General features: G+C 62.2%; 18 protein-coding genes. 5 read left to right on the top strand and 13 right to left on the bottom strand.

Features of this window, described 5'->3' with window-relative positions; genetic code table 11:
• Window positions 1–41: 41 nt before the first annotated feature.
• Both alaS and recA read right to left on the bottom strand, forming a co-directional pair.
• Window positions 42–2,708 carry an alanine--tRNA ligase gene (gene alaS / locus NKJ13_RS18490; protein ID WP_352506438.1) on the bottom strand — a complete coding sequence of 889 codons (2,667 nt, stop codon included), beginning with the start codon at window positions 2,706–2,708 and terminating at the stop codon, window positions 42–44.
• Window positions 2,709–2,968: 260 nt separating this feature from the next.
• Window positions 2,969–4,066, bottom strand: coding sequence for a recombinase RecA (gene recA / locus NKJ13_RS18495; RefSeq protein ID WP_023674696.1), 1,098 nt, complete (start codon window positions 4,064–4,066; stop codon window positions 2,969–2,971).
• A gap of 277 nt (window positions 4,067–4,343) precedes the next feature.
• Between recA and NKJ13_RS18500 the strand changes: the two genes are divergently transcribed.
• On the top strand, window positions 4,344–5,276 hold the full coding sequence (locus NKJ13_RS18500) for a PfkB family carbohydrate kinase (protein WP_352777991.1): 933 nt from the start codon (window positions 4,344–4,346) through the stop codon (window positions 5,274–5,276).
• Between the two features lie 34 nt (window positions 5,277–5,310).
• Here the strand turns inward: NKJ13_RS18500 and NKJ13_RS18505 are convergent, their stop codons facing one another.
• On the bottom strand, window positions 5,311–5,634 hold the full coding sequence (locus tag NKJ13_RS18505) for a TfoX/Sxy family protein (RefSeq protein ID WP_352506440.1): 324 nt from the start codon (window positions 5,632–5,634) through the stop codon (window positions 5,311–5,313).
• A gap of 91 nt (window positions 5,635–5,725) precedes the next feature.
• Here NKJ13_RS18505 and NKJ13_RS18510 point away from each other — a divergent pair, with 91 nt between their 5' ends.
• Entirely contained in the window at window positions 5,726–6,223 is a 498-nt protein-coding gene (locus NKJ13_RS18510; protein WP_352506441.1) for a GFA family protein, read from the top strand.
• A gap of 35 nt (window positions 6,224–6,258) precedes the next feature.
• Here the strand turns inward: NKJ13_RS18510 and sufA are convergent, their stop codons facing one another.
• Complete coding sequence (gene sufA / locus NKJ13_RS18515; protein WP_006206001.1) at window positions 6,259–6,639, bottom strand: Fe-S cluster assembly scaffold SufA; 381 nt, start codon at window positions 6,637–6,639, stop codon at window positions 6,259–6,261.
• A gap of 132 nt (window positions 6,640–6,771) precedes the next feature.
• Here sufA and NKJ13_RS18520 point away from each other — a divergent pair, with 132 nt between their 5' ends.
• Window positions 6,772–7,383, top strand: a complete 612-nt coding sequence (locus NKJ13_RS18520) for an STM3941 family protein (protein ID WP_352506442.1) — start codon at window positions 6,772–6,774, stop codon at window positions 7,381–7,383.
• Here the strand turns inward: NKJ13_RS18520 and NKJ13_RS18525 are convergent.
• The 7 genes from NKJ13_RS18525 to NKJ13_RS18555 form a co-directional block, all read right to left on the bottom strand.
• Window positions 7,307–7,702, bottom strand: a complete 396-nt coding sequence (locus tag NKJ13_RS18525) for an SUF system Fe-S cluster assembly protein (RefSeq protein WP_352458424.1) — start codon at window positions 7,700–7,702, stop codon at window positions 7,307–7,309. The two genes, NKJ13_RS18520 and NKJ13_RS18525, sit on opposite strands and share 77 nt — an antisense overlap.
• A gap of 5 nt (window positions 7,703–7,707) precedes the next feature.
• On the bottom strand, window positions 7,708–8,949 hold the full coding sequence (locus tag NKJ13_RS18530; protein ID WP_352506443.1) for a cysteine desulfurase: 1,242 nt from the start codon (window positions 8,947–8,949) through the stop codon (window positions 7,708–7,710).
• Between the two features lie 179 nt (window positions 8,950–9,128).
• Window positions 9,129–10,397, bottom strand: a complete 1,269-nt coding sequence (gene sufD / locus NKJ13_RS18535; RefSeq protein ID WP_352506444.1) for a Fe-S cluster assembly protein SufD — start codon at window positions 10,395–10,397, stop codon at window positions 9,129–9,131.
• A gap of 43 nt (window positions 10,398–10,440) precedes the next feature.
• The gene (sufC, locus tag NKJ13_RS18540; protein WP_352506445.1) at window positions 10,441–11,196 is read right to left on the bottom strand and encodes a Fe-S cluster assembly ATPase SufC; all 756 of its coding nucleotides are present in this window, start codon (window positions 11,194–11,196) and stop codon (window positions 10,441–10,443) included.
• Window positions 11,196–11,462, bottom strand: a complete 267-nt coding sequence (locus NKJ13_RS18545; protein ID WP_352506446.1) for a hypothetical protein — start codon at window positions 11,460–11,462, stop codon at window positions 11,196–11,198. The genes sufC and NKJ13_RS18545 overlap by 1 nt, the downstream gene beginning before the upstream one ends.
• Window positions 11,463–11,481: 19 nt before the next feature.
• Window positions 11,482–12,999 carry a Fe-S cluster assembly protein SufB gene (gene sufB / locus NKJ13_RS18550; RefSeq protein ID WP_352506447.1) on the bottom strand — a complete coding sequence of 506 codons (1,518 nt, stop codon included), beginning with the start codon at window positions 12,997–12,999 and terminating at the stop codon, window positions 11,482–11,484.
• Between the two features lie 187 nt (window positions 13,000–13,186).
• Window positions 13,187–14,365, bottom strand: a complete 1,179-nt coding sequence (locus NKJ13_RS18555; protein ID WP_352506448.1) for a cysteine desulfurase family protein — start codon at window positions 14,363–14,365, stop codon at window positions 13,187–13,189.
• 254 nt (window positions 14,366–14,619) lie between these two features.
• Here NKJ13_RS18555 and NKJ13_RS18560 point away from each other — a divergent pair, with 254 nt between their 5' ends.
• On the top strand, window positions 14,620–15,294 hold the full coding sequence (locus tag NKJ13_RS18560; protein WP_023674683.1) for an alpha/beta hydrolase: 675 nt from the start codon (window positions 14,620–14,622) through the stop codon (window positions 15,292–15,294).
• A gap of 6 nt (window positions 15,295–15,300) precedes the next feature.
• Window positions 15,301–15,969, top strand: a complete 669-nt coding sequence (locus tag NKJ13_RS18565; protein ID WP_352506449.1) for an FMN-binding negative transcriptional regulator — start codon at window positions 15,301–15,303, stop codon at window positions 15,967–15,969.
• Between the two features lie 40 nt (window positions 15,970–16,009).
• Here the strand turns inward: NKJ13_RS18565 and NKJ13_RS18570 are convergent, their stop codons facing one another.
• Together NKJ13_RS18570 and NKJ13_RS18575 are read right to left on the bottom strand one after the other, a co-directional pair.
• Entirely contained in the window at window positions 16,010–16,342 is a 333-nt protein-coding gene (locus NKJ13_RS18570) for a lipid-A-disaccharide synthase N-terminal domain-containing protein (RefSeq protein ID WP_023674681.1), read from the bottom strand.
• Complete coding sequence (locus NKJ13_RS18575) at window positions 16,335–17,063, bottom strand: glycosyltransferase family 2 protein (protein ID WP_352477338.1); 729 nt, start codon at window positions 17,061–17,063, stop codon at window positions 16,335–16,337. Before NKJ13_RS18575 ends, NKJ13_RS18570 begins: the two co-directional genes overlap by 8 nt.
• Window positions 17,064–17,164 lie beyond the last annotated feature (101 nt).

Raw genomic sequence — 17,164 nt, forward strand, 5'->3', positions numbered from 1 at the left:
CATCCCCGCTGCCACTTCGGCCTGGCCTTACTGGTGCAGATTCACGCAGCTTCCAGCGCCGCCTTCACCGCAGCGATCGCGTCTTCGGCCTTCGAGGCGTCCGGGCCGCCGGCCTGGGCCATATCGGGTCGCCCGCCGCCGCCCTGCCCGCCCAATGCCGCGGACGCGACGCGCACCAGATCGATGGCGCTGAAGCGGCCGGTCAGATCATCGGTAACGGCGACGACGACGCTCGCCTTGTTGTCCTCGCCGGCGCCGACAAAGACGACCACGCCGGAGCCGAGGGACTTCTTGCCGGCATCGGCCAGTGGTTTCAGATCCTTTGGCGAGACGCCCGATACCGCCTTGCCGAGAAAACCGACACCGGCAATGGTTTCGTTTTCCGCAGGCACACCAGCTGGCGAGCGATCGCCCAGCGCCAGCTTCTTGCGCGCCTCTGTCAGCTCCTTTTCGAGCTTCTTGCGCTCGTCGAGCAGCGCCTCGACGCGGGCCGGCACATCGGCCGCCGAAATCCTCAGCGCGGCGGCGGCCGCCTTCAGCCGTTTGTCCTGTTCGTCGAGATGCTTTCTGGCGGCCTCGCCGGTCAACGCCTCGATGCGGCGCACGCCGGCAGCGACCGCGCTGTCGGACACGATGCGCACCAGGCCGATATCGCCGGTCGCCCTGACATGCGTGCCGCCGCATAGCTCGACCGAATAAGGCCGGTTGGCCTTGGCGCCATGCAAGCCCGTGCCCATCGAAACGACGCGCACTTCATCGCCATACTTCTCGCCAAACAGCGCCATGGCGCCCTCGGCGATGGCGTCGTCGACAGACATCAGTCGTGTGATCACCGGGCCGTTCTGAACGACGATCTCGTTGGCCATGCGCTCGACCTCTTCGATCTCGTCCGGCGAGATCGGCTTGTTGTGCGAAATGTCGAAGCGCAGACGCTCGGGCGCGACCAGCGAGCCCTTCTGCGCCACATGGGTACCCAGCACCTCGCGCAGCGCCTCATGGATCAGATGTGTGGCGGAATGGTTCGCGCGCAGCCTGGAGCGCCGCGCGTGGTCCACCTTCAGCTCGACGGTCGCGCCAGTCTTGACAGTGCCATTGGCCACCCTGCCGAGATGGACGAAAAGCCCATCGGCCTTCTTCTGGGTATCGGATATCTCGATCGAGAACCCGTCGCCCGAAATGACGCCGGCATCGCCCATCTGGCCACCGGACTCGCCATAGAACGGCGTCTGGTTGACAACCACGGCAACGGCGTCGCCTTTGCCGGCACTGTCGACGGTCTTGCCGTCCTTGACCAGCGCCTCGATAAGGCCTTCCGCCTGCTCGGTCTCATAACCCAGGAATTCGGTGGCGCCGGTCTCCTCACGCACCGCGAACCATACCGTCTCGGTTGCGGCCTCGCCGGAACCAGCCCAGCTTTTGCGTGCCTCCGCCTTCTGCCGCTCCATTGCCTCGGTGAAGCCGGCAAGGTTGACCGAGATGTTGCGCCGGCGCAGCGCGTCCTGCGTCAGATCGAGCGGAAAGCCATAGGTATCGTAGAGCTTGAACGCTGTCTCGCCATCCAGCATGTCGCCGGAGGCCAGCTTTTCCGTCGCCTCCGAAAGCAAGCCCAAGCCGCGCACCAGCGTCTTGCGGAAACGAGTTTCCTCAAGCTTCAGCGTCTCGGTGATCATCTGTTCGCCGCGCACCAGTTCCGGGTAGGCTTGCCCCATCTCGCGGACCAGCGCCGGCACCAGGCGCCACATCAGCGGATCGCGGGCGCCGAGCAACTGCGCGTGGCGCATGGCGCGGCGCATGATGCGACGAAGCACGTAGCCGCGTCCTTCGTTGGACGGCAGCACGCCGTCGGCGACCAGGAAGCAGGACGAACGCAAATGGTCGGCGATGACCCGGAACGATGCGACGGTGTCCGCATCCGGACCTTTGCCGAGCGCCGACGATGCAGCGTCGATCAGGTGGCGGAACAGGTCGGTTTCGAAGACGCTTTCAACCCCTTGCAGGATGGACGCCATGCGCTCGAGGCCCATGCCCGTGTCGATCGACGGACGCGGCAGGTCGACGCGCTCTTCCTTCGTCACCTGTTCATACTGCATGAACACCAGGTTCCAGAATTCGAGGAACCGGTCGCCATCCTCCTCGGGGCTGCCGGGGGGACCGCCCCAGATATGCTCGCCACGGTCGATGAATATCTCCGAACACGGCCCGCAAGGCCCGGTGTCACCCATTGCCCAGAAGTTGTCCGAAGTCGCGATGCGGATGATGCGATCGTCCGAAAGGCCGGCGATCTTCTTCCAGTACGAGGCCGCCTCGTCGTCGGTGTGGTAGACGGTGACCAGCAGCTTGTCCTTCTTCAGCCCGAACTCCCTGGTGATCAGGTTCCAGGCAAGCTCTATGGCGCGCTCCTTGAAATAGTCGCCGAAGGAGAAATTGCCGAGCATCTCGAAGAAGGTCAGGTGGCGCGCAGTGTAGCCGACATTGTCGAGGTCGTTGTGCTTGCCGCCGGCGCGAACACTCTTCTGGGCAGTCGTGGCGCGCGAATAGGGCCGCTTCTCCAGACCGGTGAAAACGTTCTTGAACTGCACCATGCCGGCATTGGTGAACATAAGCGTCGGGTCGTTGCGCGGCACCAGCGGGCTTGACGCGACGACCTCGTGACCTTCCTTGCGAAAATAGTCGAGAAATGCCGACCGGATCTCGTTGACGCCACTCATGAATACTGCCTTTTCGAGAGAACCGCCGGCTGCCGGCGGAAAATAGACATGGCCTTTTAGCGGTCGCACCGCAGCCTGTCCAGAAACACCAAACGGGCTCAAATCCCCGCTTTCACCAGCGCTTTGAAATGGCTTCTGCCCCGCCGTCAAACGCAAACCGCCGGCACGGGGCCGGCGGTTCGAAACGCATCGATTACGCAAACTCAAAATCAAAACATCAAATCGAAACCCGGCTGAGGCTCCGCGAGGCGTCGCCTGCCCTACATCACCCCAGCGTCGTCCTCGAAACCGTCGTCGCTGCTTTCGGAGCCGCCGTTTTCAAGGAATTTCTCGGCGATCAGCCCGGCATTCTGTCGCAGCGCCAGCTCGATCTCGCGCGCCGTGTCGGGATTATCGCGCAGGAACAGTTTTGCGTTTTCGCGGCCCTGGCCAAGACGCTGCGAATTGTAGGAGAACCAGGCGCCCGACTTTTCGACCACGCCGGCCTTGACGCCGAGATCGACCAGCTCGCCGGTCTTGGAGACGCCCTCGCCATACATGATGTCGAACTCGACCACCTTGAAGGGCGGCGCCAGCTTGTTCTTGACCACCTTGACGCGGGTCTGGTTGCCGACGACCTCGTCGCGATCCTTGACCGAGCCGATGCGGCGGATGTCGAGGCGGACCGAAGCATAGAATTTCAGCGCATTGCCGCCGGTCGTCGTCTCGGGCGACCCGAACATGACGCCGATCTTCATGCGGATCTGGTTGATGAAGATGACCATGGTGTTGGAGCGCGAGATCGAGGCGGTGAGCTTGCGCAGTGCCTGGCTCATCAGGCGCGCCTGCAGGCCGGGCAGCGAATCGCCCATCTCGCCTTCGATTTCCGCCCGCGGCGTCAGCGCCGCCACCGAATCGACCACCAGCACGTCGATGGCGCCGGAGCGCACCAGCGTGTCGCAGATCTCCAGCGCCTGCTCGCCGGTATCGGGCTGCGAGATCAATAGGTTTTCGAGATCGACGCCGAGCTTGCGGGCATAGACCGGGTCGAGCGCGTGCTCGGCATCGACGAAGGCGCAGATGCCGCCCTTCTTCTGGGCTTCGGCCACCGTGTGCAGCGCCAGCGTCGTCTTGCCCGAGCTTTCCGGCCCGTAGATCTCGACGATGCGGCCGCGCGGCAGGCCACCGACGCCAAGCGCGATGTCCAGCCCAAGCGAGCCGGTCGGCACTGTTTCGATCTCGACGACCTGCTCGTTTGCGCCGAGCCGCATGATCGAGCCTTTGCCGAAGGCACGCTCGATTTGCGACAGCGCCGCATCCAGAGCCTTTGATTTGTCCACCGCTTTGTCCTCTACAAGCCGCAAAGAATTCTGAGCCATGATACATCACCCCGTGGTCGTCAATGGAGGCCGGACAATCCCGCAATCCTTAAAAGAATGTACCTCGTTTGTTCTCATTTGTCAATGAGCGGCAAGGATTTGAAAAATAACGGATATCCATATTTGTTCTATTTTTGTTTCGTAAATTTGCTTCCCAATGCCTCCCGCCTCGCATGCGGCGCCGCTGCCGTCACCAACCGAATCGCACCCGCGATTGCAGGGTTCCGCCCAGCGACCTAGTCTCCTCCCGCGCAACAGCAAAGGGCATTTTGCCGGCATGATGAACTCCCCGACGATCCTGGCCGTGGGCGGCGCCTATATCGAGCGGCGCGGCCGGGTTGCCGGCGCCTTCGTGCCAGCCGCCTTGAACCCCGGCACGATGCGCGAGCATGTTGGCGGCGCCGTCTTCAACGCCTTGCGCTGGGCGGTGCGACGCGGCGCCTCGGCCTCGCTGCTTTCGGTGCGCGGCGGCGATGCCCTTGGCGACACGGTCTTGCGCGCCGTCACCGAGGCCGGCATTGCCGACCTGTCGGCGGTGTTCCTCGACCGGGCAACGCCAAGCCATACGATGCTGATCGATAGCGATGGCGGACTGATCGCCGGCCTTGCCGACATGGTGCTCTACGAGCTGGCGCTTCCCAAGCAAATTCGCCGCGCCAAGGTGCGCGAAGCTATCGGTTCGGCCGATGCGATCCTGTGCGACGCCAACCTGCCGTCGACCGCGCTGGAGCGGATGGCGGCACTCGCCGCCGGCAAGGCGGTGTTTGCGCTTGCCGTCTCGCCCAACAGAGCGGCGCGGCTGACGCCGGTGCTCGGACTTCTAGCGCTGGCCTTCATGAACCGGCACGAGGCCGGCGTGATCGCCGGCGTTGACATCGATGCTGACGATCAAGGCGTCATCGACGGCCTGAGACGCGCCGGCCTGAAAAGCGGCGTGGTCACCGACGGCGACGGTCCGGTGCTCGGTTTCGACCAAACCGGCGCGTTCTCGATCTCGCCACGGCCGCTACAAAAACGGACCGACGTTGCCGGCGCCGGCGACGCATTGGCAGGCGCCACGATCGCTGCCCTGCTGCGCGGCCTGACGCTGCGCGCGGCACTGCGCGAAGGCATTGCCGCCGCGGCGCTCGCCGTCGAGCGCGCCGCCTTCACCAGCGCCAGCTTTGCCGAGGCGCTGGCGCTCGTGCCCGCGGCGCGGGAACTGGCGTGAAATGCGGCCCGGAATTGCCGAAGCATGACGCAGCCTATTTGCCGGCGCGCCGTCCTGCCTCGTAGGCACGCCGCGCCCAGATCGCCATCTCGTCTGGATCGTCGAAAGCGCTGTCGGGAACGCTCCAATAGGGCATAGACACGAGCTTGCCGTGGCGCGAGTCGGTGTAGGTCCATTGCCGGCACCCGGCCGCTTCGAAATCCGGCGCGCTTTCGGCGTCCGCCTTCAGCATCAGTTCGCCACGGACGACGATGGCGACGATGACGCCGTCGAAATAGATGCCCTTGCCGCCGAACATCCTGCGGATGCTGACCGGGCCGAGGCCTTCGAAAAGCTCTTCTATGCGCTCGTTGTCCATGCGGCGATCATGTCACCCGGATTTCCCCTTGTCATCGACGTAACCGGCACCATCCTGACAAGTTCAGAATCAAATTTCGTCGGAGTTTTTCATGCCGCTTCTGCTCAAAGGATCTTGCCGGTGCAATGCCGTGCGTTTCGAGGTGGAAAGCCACACGCCCGTGCCGTTCATGCTGTGCTATTGCTCGATCTGCCGCAAGCAGCAGGGCGGCGGCGGTTTCGCCATCAATCTCGGCGCCGATTACGAGACGCTGAAAATCCATGGCAAGCGCCATCTCGGTGTCTATCGCGCCGAGATCGAGGACGACGAGCACCCGCACCGCGAAACCTCGACGGGCGAGCGGAACTTCTGCACGAAATGCGGGACGGCGCTCTGGCTCTACGACCCAACCTGGCCGGAGCTGGTGCATCCCTTCGCCTCGGCGATCGACACAGACCTGCCAAAGCCGCCGGAGAAGGTGCATCTTATGCTGAAATACAAGGCGAACTGGGTCGAGCCGGAGATCGGCAAAAGGGACAAGGTCTTCGACGTCTACCCGGAAGAATCAATTGCCGACTGGCACAAACGAACAGGAATGTGGGTGGATTAGGTCCCTTCTCCCCGTGAACGGAGGAGAAGGAAAGATCAGGCGGAAGCGCGCGCTTCAGCCAAGGCCTTCAAATCGGCCGGCTTCAGTTCGACCGATTCGCCGCAGCCGCAGGCCGAGCTCTGGTTCGGGTTGCGGAAGGTGAAGCCGGTGCGCAGCGTCGTCTGCTCGAAATCCATCTCGGTGCCGAACAGGAAAAGCGCTGCCTCCGGCGCGACATAGACGTGGGCGCCGTCGCGCTCGATGTGGTCGTCCTTGGTGTTGGGTTCGGTCACCAGATCGACGGTATATTCCATGCCGGCGCAGCCACCCTTCTTGATGCCCAGGCGGATGCCATGCGCGTTCTCGCGGGTCGCGACGATCTCGCGGACCCGGTCGGCGGCCTTTTCGGTCATGGTGATGACGGCGAAGCGTCCCATATCGTTCTCCACTTTCACGCGGGTTCAAGGCCTGCGGATCATTCTTACCTAAGATGGTGAAGTTTTCTGCTTACTGCAACCAATTTGGATGTAATTTCAGTTGGCGACAATCGAAGTATGGCGAGAGGCTAAATGCTTGACACCAATCAAACAGTTGAATTTCGGTCATCTCCTGCTCGGCTCGGCCTGCTGGCTGTTATATCGGTAGCGATGACAACTTTAGGCATTGCGCTTGGATGGCGCCTAGTGCCGAATATCGCTCCAGGTAGCTTCAAGCAATTTCTCGGTTGGATAACGGCTATATTGTTCACCGGCACTTTTGTGATCGCTGTGGTGCGTCTTTTCGATTTGAAACGGCCGACGCTAGTTTTGTCGCCTAAGGGCTTTTGGGACGTCCGCCTGTCAGCAGAGTTCATTCCATGGAGTGTCGTGAAGCACATTTCTGAGCGGAGTTACCGGCGACAAAAGTTCCTTTTGGTAGAAGTCCTAGAGAGCGTCTGGCAGAGCCCATCTTTGACCAAAATGGCGCGCTGGAGTCGGGGACCCAATAGAGCGATGGGTTTAGACGCGATGTGTATTGGCACGGGAGACCACGACGTCAAGTTTGACGAGCTGTTCTCAGCGATCACGGCTTATGCCAAAGCATACGGTGCAAGGTCGACTGATCTCAATACCAGCCCACCGCCACCTGTGCCTCTTCCGACATGCGGTCGGGCGACCAGGGCGGGTCGAAGGTCATGTTGACCTCGACACCGGAAACGCCTTCGACGGCGCCGACGGCATTTTCCACCCAACCCGGCATTTCGCCGGCCACCGGGCAGCCGGGTGCGGTCAGCGTCATGTCGATCTTGACCGAGCGGTCGTCCTCGATGTCGATCTTGTAGACAAGGCCAAGTTCGTAGATGTCGGCCGGGATTTCGGGGTCATAGACCGTCTTCAGCGCCGAGACGATGTCGTCGGTCAGCCGCGCCAGTTCGTCGGCAGGAATCGTTGACCCGGAAACCGCCGCATTGGTGGTCATATCCAGTGCCGTGCTTTCGGCGGTGTGGCTGGCATCATCCATGATCGTCACCCGAAGAACTTTCGCGCCTTTTCCAGCGCATCGGCCAAAGCGTCGACTTCGGCCCTGGTATTATACATGCCGAACGATGCCCTGCATGTGGATGTTACGCCGAAGCGTTTCAACAGCGGTTGGGCGCAATGCGTGCCGGCGCGGACCGCCACGCCCTGCCGGTCGATAACCATCGACACGTCATGGGCGTGAATGCCCTGCAGCTCGAACGAGATGATGGCGCCCTTGCCGGGCGCATCGCCGAAGATGCGCAGCGAGTTGATGGCGCGCAGCCGCTGATGCGCATAGTCCTTCAAATCGGCCTCGTGCGCTGCGATGCGCTCACGGCCGATCTTTTCCATGTATTCCAGCGCAGCACCAAGCCCGATCGCCTGCACGATCGGCGGCGTGCCGGCCTCGAAACGGTGCGGCGGGTCGTTGTAGGTGACGATGTCTTGCGTCACCTCCTCGATCATCTCGCCGCCGCCCATGAACGGGCGCATGCGCTCCAGAATATCCTTCTTGCCGTAGAGCACGCCGATGCCCGACGGGCCATAAACCTTGTGGCCGGTGAAGACGAAAAAGTCGCAGTCGAGGTCCTGCACGTCGATCGGCATGTGCACGGCGCTTTGGCTGCCGTCGACCAGCACCGGAATGCCGCGGGCATGGGCGATGCGCACGATCTCCTTGATCGGCGTCACCGTGCCCAGCGCGTTCGACATATGTGTGATAGCAACCAGTTTTGTGCGGTCGGTCAGCCGCTTCTCGAATTCCTCGATGTGGAAGACGCCGAGATCGTCGACCGGCACCCAGACCAGTTTCGCGCCCTGCCGTTCGCGGATGAAATGCCACGGCACGATGTTGGAATGGTGCTCCATGATCGAGAGCACGATCTCGTCGCCTTCGCCGATATTGGGCATGCCGAAACCATAGGCAACCGTGTTGATCGCCGCCGTGGTGTTCGAGGTGAAGACGATGTTGTCGGTGCTCGGTGCGTTGAGGAAACGGCGCACCGTCTCGCGCGCCTTCTCATAGGCGTCGGTCGCAGCATTGGACAGGAAATGCAGGCCGCGGTGGACGTTGGCATATTCCTGGGAATAGGCGTGCTGGATAGCGTCGAGCACGGCCTGCGGCTTCTGCGCCGAGGCGCCATTGTCGAGATAGACCAGAGGTTTGCCGTAAACTTGCCGCGACAGGATCGGGAAGTCGCGGCGGATCGCCTCGACGTCGTAGGGGATGTTTTCGACTTTCTGGTCCATCACAAGCTCTCTCGAGGCATCGCCTCATTCCGTCCAGCACCCCTCATCCGACCGAGCTTCGCTCGGCCACCTTCTCCCACAAGGGGAGAAGGAAGAGCGCCTCTCCTTCTCCCCTTGTGGGAGAAGGTGGCGCCGAAGGCGACGGATGAGGGGTGTTGGCACCAACCCCTCAGTCACCTCTACCCGTGCGTCAAAAACCAATCGTCGAGCCGACGTTCCAGCGCCTCGACGATGGCCTCGTCGTCCAGTTCCTCGATCACTTCGGCGACGAAGGCCTTGACCAGCAAGCCGCGCGCGGTCTTCTCGTCGACGCCGCGCGCCATCAGGTAAAACAGATGGCTGTGGTCGATCTCGGTGACGGTCGCGCCATGGCCGCAGACGACGTCGTCGGCGAAGATTTCGAGTTCCGGCTTGGTCGAGAACTCGCCGTCGTCCGACAGAAGCAGCGTGTTGCAGGCCATCTTGGCGTTGGTCTTCTGCGCATATTGGTGGACGTTGATGCGGCCCTGGAAGACGCCGCGCGCCTTGCCGGTCACCACATTGCGGATGACTTCGGTCGATGCGGTATGCGGCACGGCGTGGTCGAGCACCATGGTGACGTCGGTATGGGTGTCGCCGGCGAGCAGATTGATGCCGCGCAGCGTGAATTCGGCGCCCTCGCCGGTCGTCTTCACAACGACCTCTTGGCGCACCAGTCTGCCGCCGGCATTCATGACGAACAGCGTCAGCTTCGAATTCTTGCCGAGATGCGCCTTGAACTGGGCGAGATGCGTCGCCGTATCCGGCTGCTCCTGCACGACAAGCCATGTCACTTCGGCGCCCTCGCCAAGCACAAGCTGGCTGACCGAACTGACCAGCGCCGCCCCCTCGCCCGCCTGGCGTTCGACGATGACAGCGTTGGCGCCGGCACCGACACGGACGGCCAGGCGTACATGCGTCTGTCCACCGGCCTGCAGATTCTGCAGCTCAAGCGGCTTTTCCAGTTGGGCGCCGTCGGCGATGTCGACGAAATAGCCGTCGGCGACAAAGGCGGTGTTGAGCGCGCCGATGGCGTCGTCGCTGCCATAAGAATCAAGCCCAGATGCTGCGCTGCCGTCGGTCAGCTTCTCCGACAGGCGCTGCACGGCAACGCCTTCGATATCGGGCAGTTTCATATTCGAAACGCCGTTCAGCACCGGCAAAACGCTGGAGCCCTCGACGATCGGCGCAACGGCTTTCGCGACCGCTGCCGGATCGAAGTCCGGCACCGAGATCAGCAGCCGGCGCAGGTCCGTATAGTGCCAGGATTCGACGCGCCGCGTCGGCAGGCCGCTCTTGATCGCCTCGATGGCGTCGTCGCGCTTCAGCATCACCGCGCCGTCGCCGGGCAGCAGCGACAGCCGCTCGCCAAAGGCGTCGATCAGCGCCGTTTCGGCCGGTGTCCGCTGGGGTGTCGTGTGCATATTCATCAGTATCGCCTTGTTTGGCTTGCCTTCCGGGCCTGCTGGCATCTCACGCGGCTTGCCCGATCACGCCGGCATAGCCATTGGCCTCGAGATCGAGCGCAAGCGACTTGTCGCCCGACTTGATCACCTGGCCCCTGTAGAGCACGTGCACCGTATCGGGCACGATGTATTGGAGCAGGCGCTGGTAGTGGGTGATGACGACGATGGCGCGGTCCGGCGAGCGCAGCGTGTTGACGCCGTCCGCGACGATCTTCAGCGCGTCGATATCGAGGCCGGAATCGGTCTCGTCGAGGACGCAAAGCTTCGGCTCGAGAAGCTTCATCTGCAAGATCTCGGCGCGCTTCTTCTCGCCGCCGGAAAAGCCGACATTGAGCGGCCGCTTCAGCATCGCCATGTCCATGTTGAGCGAGGCCGCCGCGTCCTTCACGCGCTTGAGGAATTCCGGGATTTTTAGCGGCTCCTGGCCGCGCGCCTTGCGCTGCTCGTTCATCGCCACTTTCAGGAATTCCATCGTCGCCACGCCCGGTATCTCCATCGGATACTGGAAGGCGAGAAAGATGCCGGCGGTAGCGCGCTCGGCCGGATCCATTTCAAGGATCGACTGGCCGTTGTAGAGGATGTCGCCCTCGGTGACCTCATAGTCCTCGCGGCCGGCGAGGATATAGGACAGCGTCGATTTCCCCGAGCCGTTCGGCCCCATGATGGCGGCGACCTCACCGGCCTTCACCGAAAGATTCAGGCCGCGGATGATCTCGGTGCCGTCATCGACGATACGGGCATGGAGGTTTCTGATTTCAAGCATTATTTTCCACTTTCTTGTTCGCGGTGCCCGGCCTGCGACGGAACTTTTCTAAAAGCTCGAAAAGCGCGTACAAACTTGCTGGTGACCAACATCCAGCCAAAAAACCCAGCCGCGCTTAAGCCTGCAATCGAACCACCAATAGTTTTTGTCGAACTCAAGCCAAACACTGCGCCTATCAACGCCATCACAGCACCACCAACAGCCAATGTCAGCAAGAGCATCAGAACGGCAAATATCAAGCCTTCCACCCGCTTGAACAAATCCATGATCGCCGTTCCAGTTAACTCACCCAACACTCCCCTCAAGACTAATCCCGATCAGCTTCTGCGCTTCGACCGCGAATTCCATCGGCAGTTGCTGGATGACGTCCTTGACGAAGCCGTTGACGATCAGCGCAATCGCCTCTTCTTCCGGGATGCCGCGCTGCATGACGTAGAACTTCTGGTCCTCTGAAATCTTCGAAGTGGTCGCCTCGTGCTCGAACTGCGCGGTCGAATTCTTGGCTTCCATGTAGGGCACGGTGTGTGCGCCGCACTGATCGCCGATCAGCAGGGAATCGCAATTGGTGAAGTTGCGGGCGTTGGTCGCCTTGCGGTGCGCCGAGACCTGGCCGCGATAGGTGTTCTGCGAGAAGCCGGCGGCAATGCCCTTGGAGATGATGCGGCTCGACGTGTTCTTGCCGAGATGGATCATCTTGGTGCCGCTGTCGACCTGCTGATAGCCGTTGGAGACGGCGATCGAATAGAACTCGCCACTAGAATCGTCGCCGCGCAGGATGCAGCTCGGATATTTCCAGGTGATGGCCGAACCGGTCTCGACCTGTGTCCACGAAATCTTCGAGCGATGGCCGCGGCAGTCGCCGCGCTTGGTGACGAAATTATAGATGCCGCCCTTGCCTTCGGCGTCGCCGGGATACCAGTTCTGCACCGTCGAATATTTGATTTCGGCGTCATCGAGCGCGATCAGCTCGACCACCGCGGCATGAAGCTGGTTCTCGTCGCGTTGCGGCGCCGTGCAGCCTTCGAGGTAAGAGACGTAAGCCCCCTCCTCAGCGATGATCAGCGTGCGCTCGAACTGGCCGGTATTCTTCTCGTTCATGCGGAAATAAGTCGACAGTTCCATCGGGCAGCGCACGCCCCTGGGCACGAAGACGAAGGAGCCGTCGGTGAACACGGCCGAATTCAGCGTCGCGTAGAAATTGTCGGAGGTCGGCACGACCGAGCCGAGATACTTCTTCACCAGCTCCGGATGCTCGCGGATGGCTTCCGAGATCGAGCAGAAGATGACGCCGGCCTGCGCCAGCTCCTTCTTGAAAGTGGTGACGACGGAGACGGAATCGAACACCGCATCGACGGCGACGCGGCCCGACTTGTAGACGTTGTCGCTGGCTTCCTCGAGCTCCGACGCATCGGTCTTCTGCACGCCGGCGAGGATTTCCTGTTCCCTGAGCGGAATGCCGAGCTTCTCGTAGACCTTCAGCAGTTCGGGATCGACCTCGCTGAGCGAAGTCGGGCCGGGCGTGCTCTTGGGCGCCGCGTAATAATAAATGTCCTGGAAATCGATTTTGGGATAGTGGACGCGCGCCCATTTCGGCTCGTCCAGCGTCAGCCAGCGGCGATAGGCTTCCAGGCGCCATTCCAGCATCCAGGACGGCTCGTCCTTCTTGGCCGAAATGAAGCGGATAATGTCTTCACTCAGGCCCTTGGGGGCCTTGTCCATCGCGATTTCGGTCTGGAATCCGTATTTATACTGGTCGACATCGATCTTTCGAACTCGATCGATCGTCTCCTGCACAGCAGGCATCAGCGTTCTCCATCCACGCCGGGGTCAAGGCCCGGCAGTTTTCAAACTATGGCACCGCGAACGAGCACCCTTGAGCACCCGCGGCGGCGTAAGTTTCATATAGTGCGTTCATGCCGGAAATTCACCCGGCCAAATTCGAACGCACGGCTCTACCAGGCCACAAGGCCCAAATATTCCTTCGCCGCGCTCAGGCGGCCTTTTCCCTGTTCACCTTTTCCCTACCGGCTTGCCGTGCAACGATCGTCGCCAGCGCCGCGCGAAACAGCTCGATATCCTTGGCGCTGGTCGCGTGGCCGATGGACACACGCAACGCGCCAACGCTATCGCCGTAACCCATGGCTTTCAGCACGTGACTCGGCCCGACTTTGCCCGACGAACAGGCCGATCCGGCCGACAGCGCCACACCGGCAAGGTCGAAGGCGATCTGCGCCGTCTCGGCCTTGATGCCGGGAATAGCGAAGAATGTGGTATTGGCAAGCCTTGCAGCGCCGGTCCCGAAGATTTCGGCGTCCGGAACAAGCGTTTTAACGATCGCCTCGATTTCGTCGCGACGCTGCCGCACCGCTTCGATCGTTTGCAAGCCGGCAGACGCTTCGCTAGCGGCCGCACCAAACCCGGCAATCGCCGCCAGGTTTTCGGTGCCGCCCCGATGGCCCTTTTCCTGGCCGCCGCCGCTGACCAGCGGTTTTGGCATCATCAGGTCCGACGCCGCGACAATGGCGCCGACGCCCTTGGGGCCGCCGATCTTGTGCGACGAGAGAATAAAATAGTCTGCGTAAGCCTCTGATATATCGAGCGGAATGCGGCCGGCTGCCTGCACGGCATCGACGACCAGGATGCCACCCGCCGCCTTGACGATTTCGGCGATGCGGCCGACCGGCTGGATTACGCCGGTTTCATTGTTGGCAGCGTGGATGGCCACCAGCGGTAAGCCTTCGGCCTTGTCATGCTGGGCGAGAGCCTCGGCCAAAACGTCGAGCCTGACGACGCCGTCGGCGTCGACGCCGATCCGTATCACCTGCGCCGCTGGGAAACGCCCGCCGTTCAGCAGGCAAGGATGATCGGCCTCGGACACATAGAGCCGGCTCATACGGACAGCACCGCGCCCCATCTGCCAGTCCGGCGTCAGCAGCGTCGAGGCCGCTTCCGTCGCGCCGGAGGTGAATACGACATGCTCGGCCCTGGCGTTGGCCAGTCGCGCCACATTGCGCCTGGCATCCTCGATCAGCCGCCGCGCAGCGCGGCCCTCGGCATGGACGGAGGACGGGTTGGCGGCGACGTCGAGCGCGGCGACCACCGCCGCGCGCGCGGCGGCAAGCAGCGGCGCGCTGGCATTGTAGTCGAGATAGGCGCGTGCTCCGGCCATTTCCGTCCAACTGGTCCCTTCAAAAGCCGTTCCGCGAAGATAGCGCGTTATTTCCTTGAAATTGCAAGGCAAGACGTCCTATTTACGCGGCTTGCGGCGCGGGTGGCCGAGCCACAGTTTTGGCCGCCCAGTTTTGAACAATTCTAAACTAGCTTCTAGAAAGACGCTCGCCCTGCGTCAAGGCCTAGGGAAAACTGGGGCCAGAGGAAAAGTTGTTCCGGGCGCCGCGCAATTTATGCCAAGTGGAGTATTTCATGCCTGAGGTCATTTTCACCGGTCCGGCCGGCCGTCTGGAGGGTCGCTATCAGCCCTCGAAGGAAAAGAGCGCGCCGATTGCCATCGTCCTGCACCCGCACCCCCAGTTCGGCGGCACGATGAACAACAAGATCGTCTACGACCTCTTCTACATGTTCCAGAAGCGCAATTTCACCACGCTGCGCTTCAATTTCCGCGGCATCGGCCGCAGCCAGGGAGAGTTCGACCACGGCACCGGCGAGTTGTCCGACGCCGCGGCGGCGCTCGACTGGGTGCAGTCGCTGCACCCCGATTCGAAGAGTTGCTGGGTTGCCGGCTATTCGTTCGGCTCGTGGATCGGCATGCAGCTTCTCATGCGCCGGCCGGAGATCGAGGGCTTTATCTCGGTCGCGCCCCAGCCCAATACCTATGATTTCTCGTTCCTGGCGCCATGCCCGTCGTCCGGCCTGATCATCCACGGCGACGCCGACAAGGTCGCGCCGCCCAAGGACGTGCAGGGCCTGGTCGACAAGCTGCACACGCAAAAAGGCATTACCATCACTCAGAAGACCTTGCCCGGCGCCAACCATTTCTTTGCCAACCATGCGGAGCTTCTGATCGAGGAATGCGCGGACTACCTCGACCGCCGGCTGGCCGGGGAACTGTCCGACCCACGGCCGAAGCGGCTGAGATAATCGGCGATGTACCAACCGCCTCACTTCCAGGAAACACGGCCGGACGTCCTGCACGGGCTGATCCGGGCGCATCCGCTTGGCCTGCTGGTGTCGAACGGCACCGAGGGGCCGATCGCCAACGCAATTCCCTTTCTTCTAGACGCGCCCTCCCTGCTCAACGCGGATGTGCCGCCGAACGGCAGGCTGCGCGCCCATCTGGCCAAGGCCAATCCGCAATGGCGGCTTTTGGCCGACAGTCCCCTGGTGCCGGTGCTGGTCGTCTTCCAGGGCGCCGATGCCTATGTGACGCCGTCCTGGTACGAGACCAAGCGTGAAACCGGCAAGGTGGTGCCGACCTGGAACTACGCCATCGTCCAGGTGCGCGGCATCGTCACGGTGATCGAAGACCAGGATTGGCTGGCCGAGCAGATTTCCGATCTGACGATGTCGCAGGAGGGCAGCCGCCCGGCGCCGTGGGCGGTGACCGACGCGCCGGCACCCTTCATCCAGTCACAGATCAAGGGCATCGTCGGCCTGGAAATCGAAATCACCGAAATCAGCGGCAAGTGGAAAGTCAGCCAGAACCGCCCGGCCGGCGACCGCGTCGGTGTCGCCGAGGGGCTCGAGAGCGAGACCGCCAACTCGGCCGACATGGTCCAGTTGGTAAGGTCCTACGGCGGGCTGGACGGCAAGTAGTCTTGCTTGCTTGCTCGACCGGTTCAGGCCGGTGGCGGGCTCAATCGACCTTGGTCATCGCCGCCTTGCGCTCGTTGGCGATCAGCCAGAGATTGCGGATATAGATCAACAGGCCCATGGCCTGGCCGGCGATGAACACCGGATCCTGACGCTGGATGGCGTAGATCAGCAGCAGGCCGCCGCCGAACAGCGAAAAGAACCAGAAGGCAATCGGCACGACGCTGCGCTTGGCTTTTTCCGACGCCACCCACTGCACCAGAAAGCGCATGGTGAAGAAGAACTGGGCGACGAAGCCGAGCAGCACCCAGGCATCGAATTGCTTGACGAAAACATCGTGAAGCCAGGTCGCCAATTCCTGAAGCACGTTACCCATGCCTGATTTCCTCTACTTTGGGCATTCTGCGGCGCCTGCGGCGCAGCCACCAGACGCCGGCAAGATCGAGCACGCCCTGAAGGCCGCGATCGAAGATGCCGTAATTCGATTTGCCGTGACGGCGGGAGCGGTCGACGACATCGCAATGGACGACGCGGTAGCCCTCCTGGATGACCAGCGCTGGAACAAAGCGATGGGTGCCGTCGAAGAAGGGCAATTTCCGCAAAATGTCGGTGTGAATCGCCTTGAGGCCGCAGCCGGTATCCCGCGTCTCGTCGTGCAGGATGGCTTTTCTCAGCCCGTTGGCGAAACGCGACGCCAGTTGCTTGATCTTGCTGTCGCGGCGCTTCAGACGCTGTCCCTGCGCGGCCCCGACTTCGGGACCAGCCTGCCGCAGCGCGTCGATCAACACTGGGATATAACCGGGGTCGTTCTGACCGTCGCCGTCAATGGTGGCGACTATATCGCCCCGCGCCGCCCAGGCGCCTGAGCGCACCGAGAGCGACTGTCCGGCGGATTTTTCATGCCTGAGATGGCGCAGCGGAAACCGGCGAAGCGCTGCCTCTGCTGCAAGCACCGAAGGCGTATCGTCTGTCGAGCCATCGTCGACGACGATGACCTCGAAGTCCCGCCCGGCCATGGCAGTGCCGATCTCGTCGAGCAGAAGCGGCAGGTTCGCCGCCTCGTTCCGGCAAGGAATGACGATGGATATCTCCGGCATCTCGACTCTGTCACAGGATATGGCATTCGATCGATGCCGCGCGGTCCAGAGGAAGAGCCCCGCTGGCGCGGCGCCTCATTACGCCAGCCGAAACAATGACG

Origin of the sequence: Mesorhizobium sp. M0174, from assembly GCF_040322275.1 — a bacterium.
Taxonomy (GTDB): Bacteria; Pseudomonadota; Alphaproteobacteria; order Rhizobiales; family Rhizobiaceae; genus Mesorhizobium.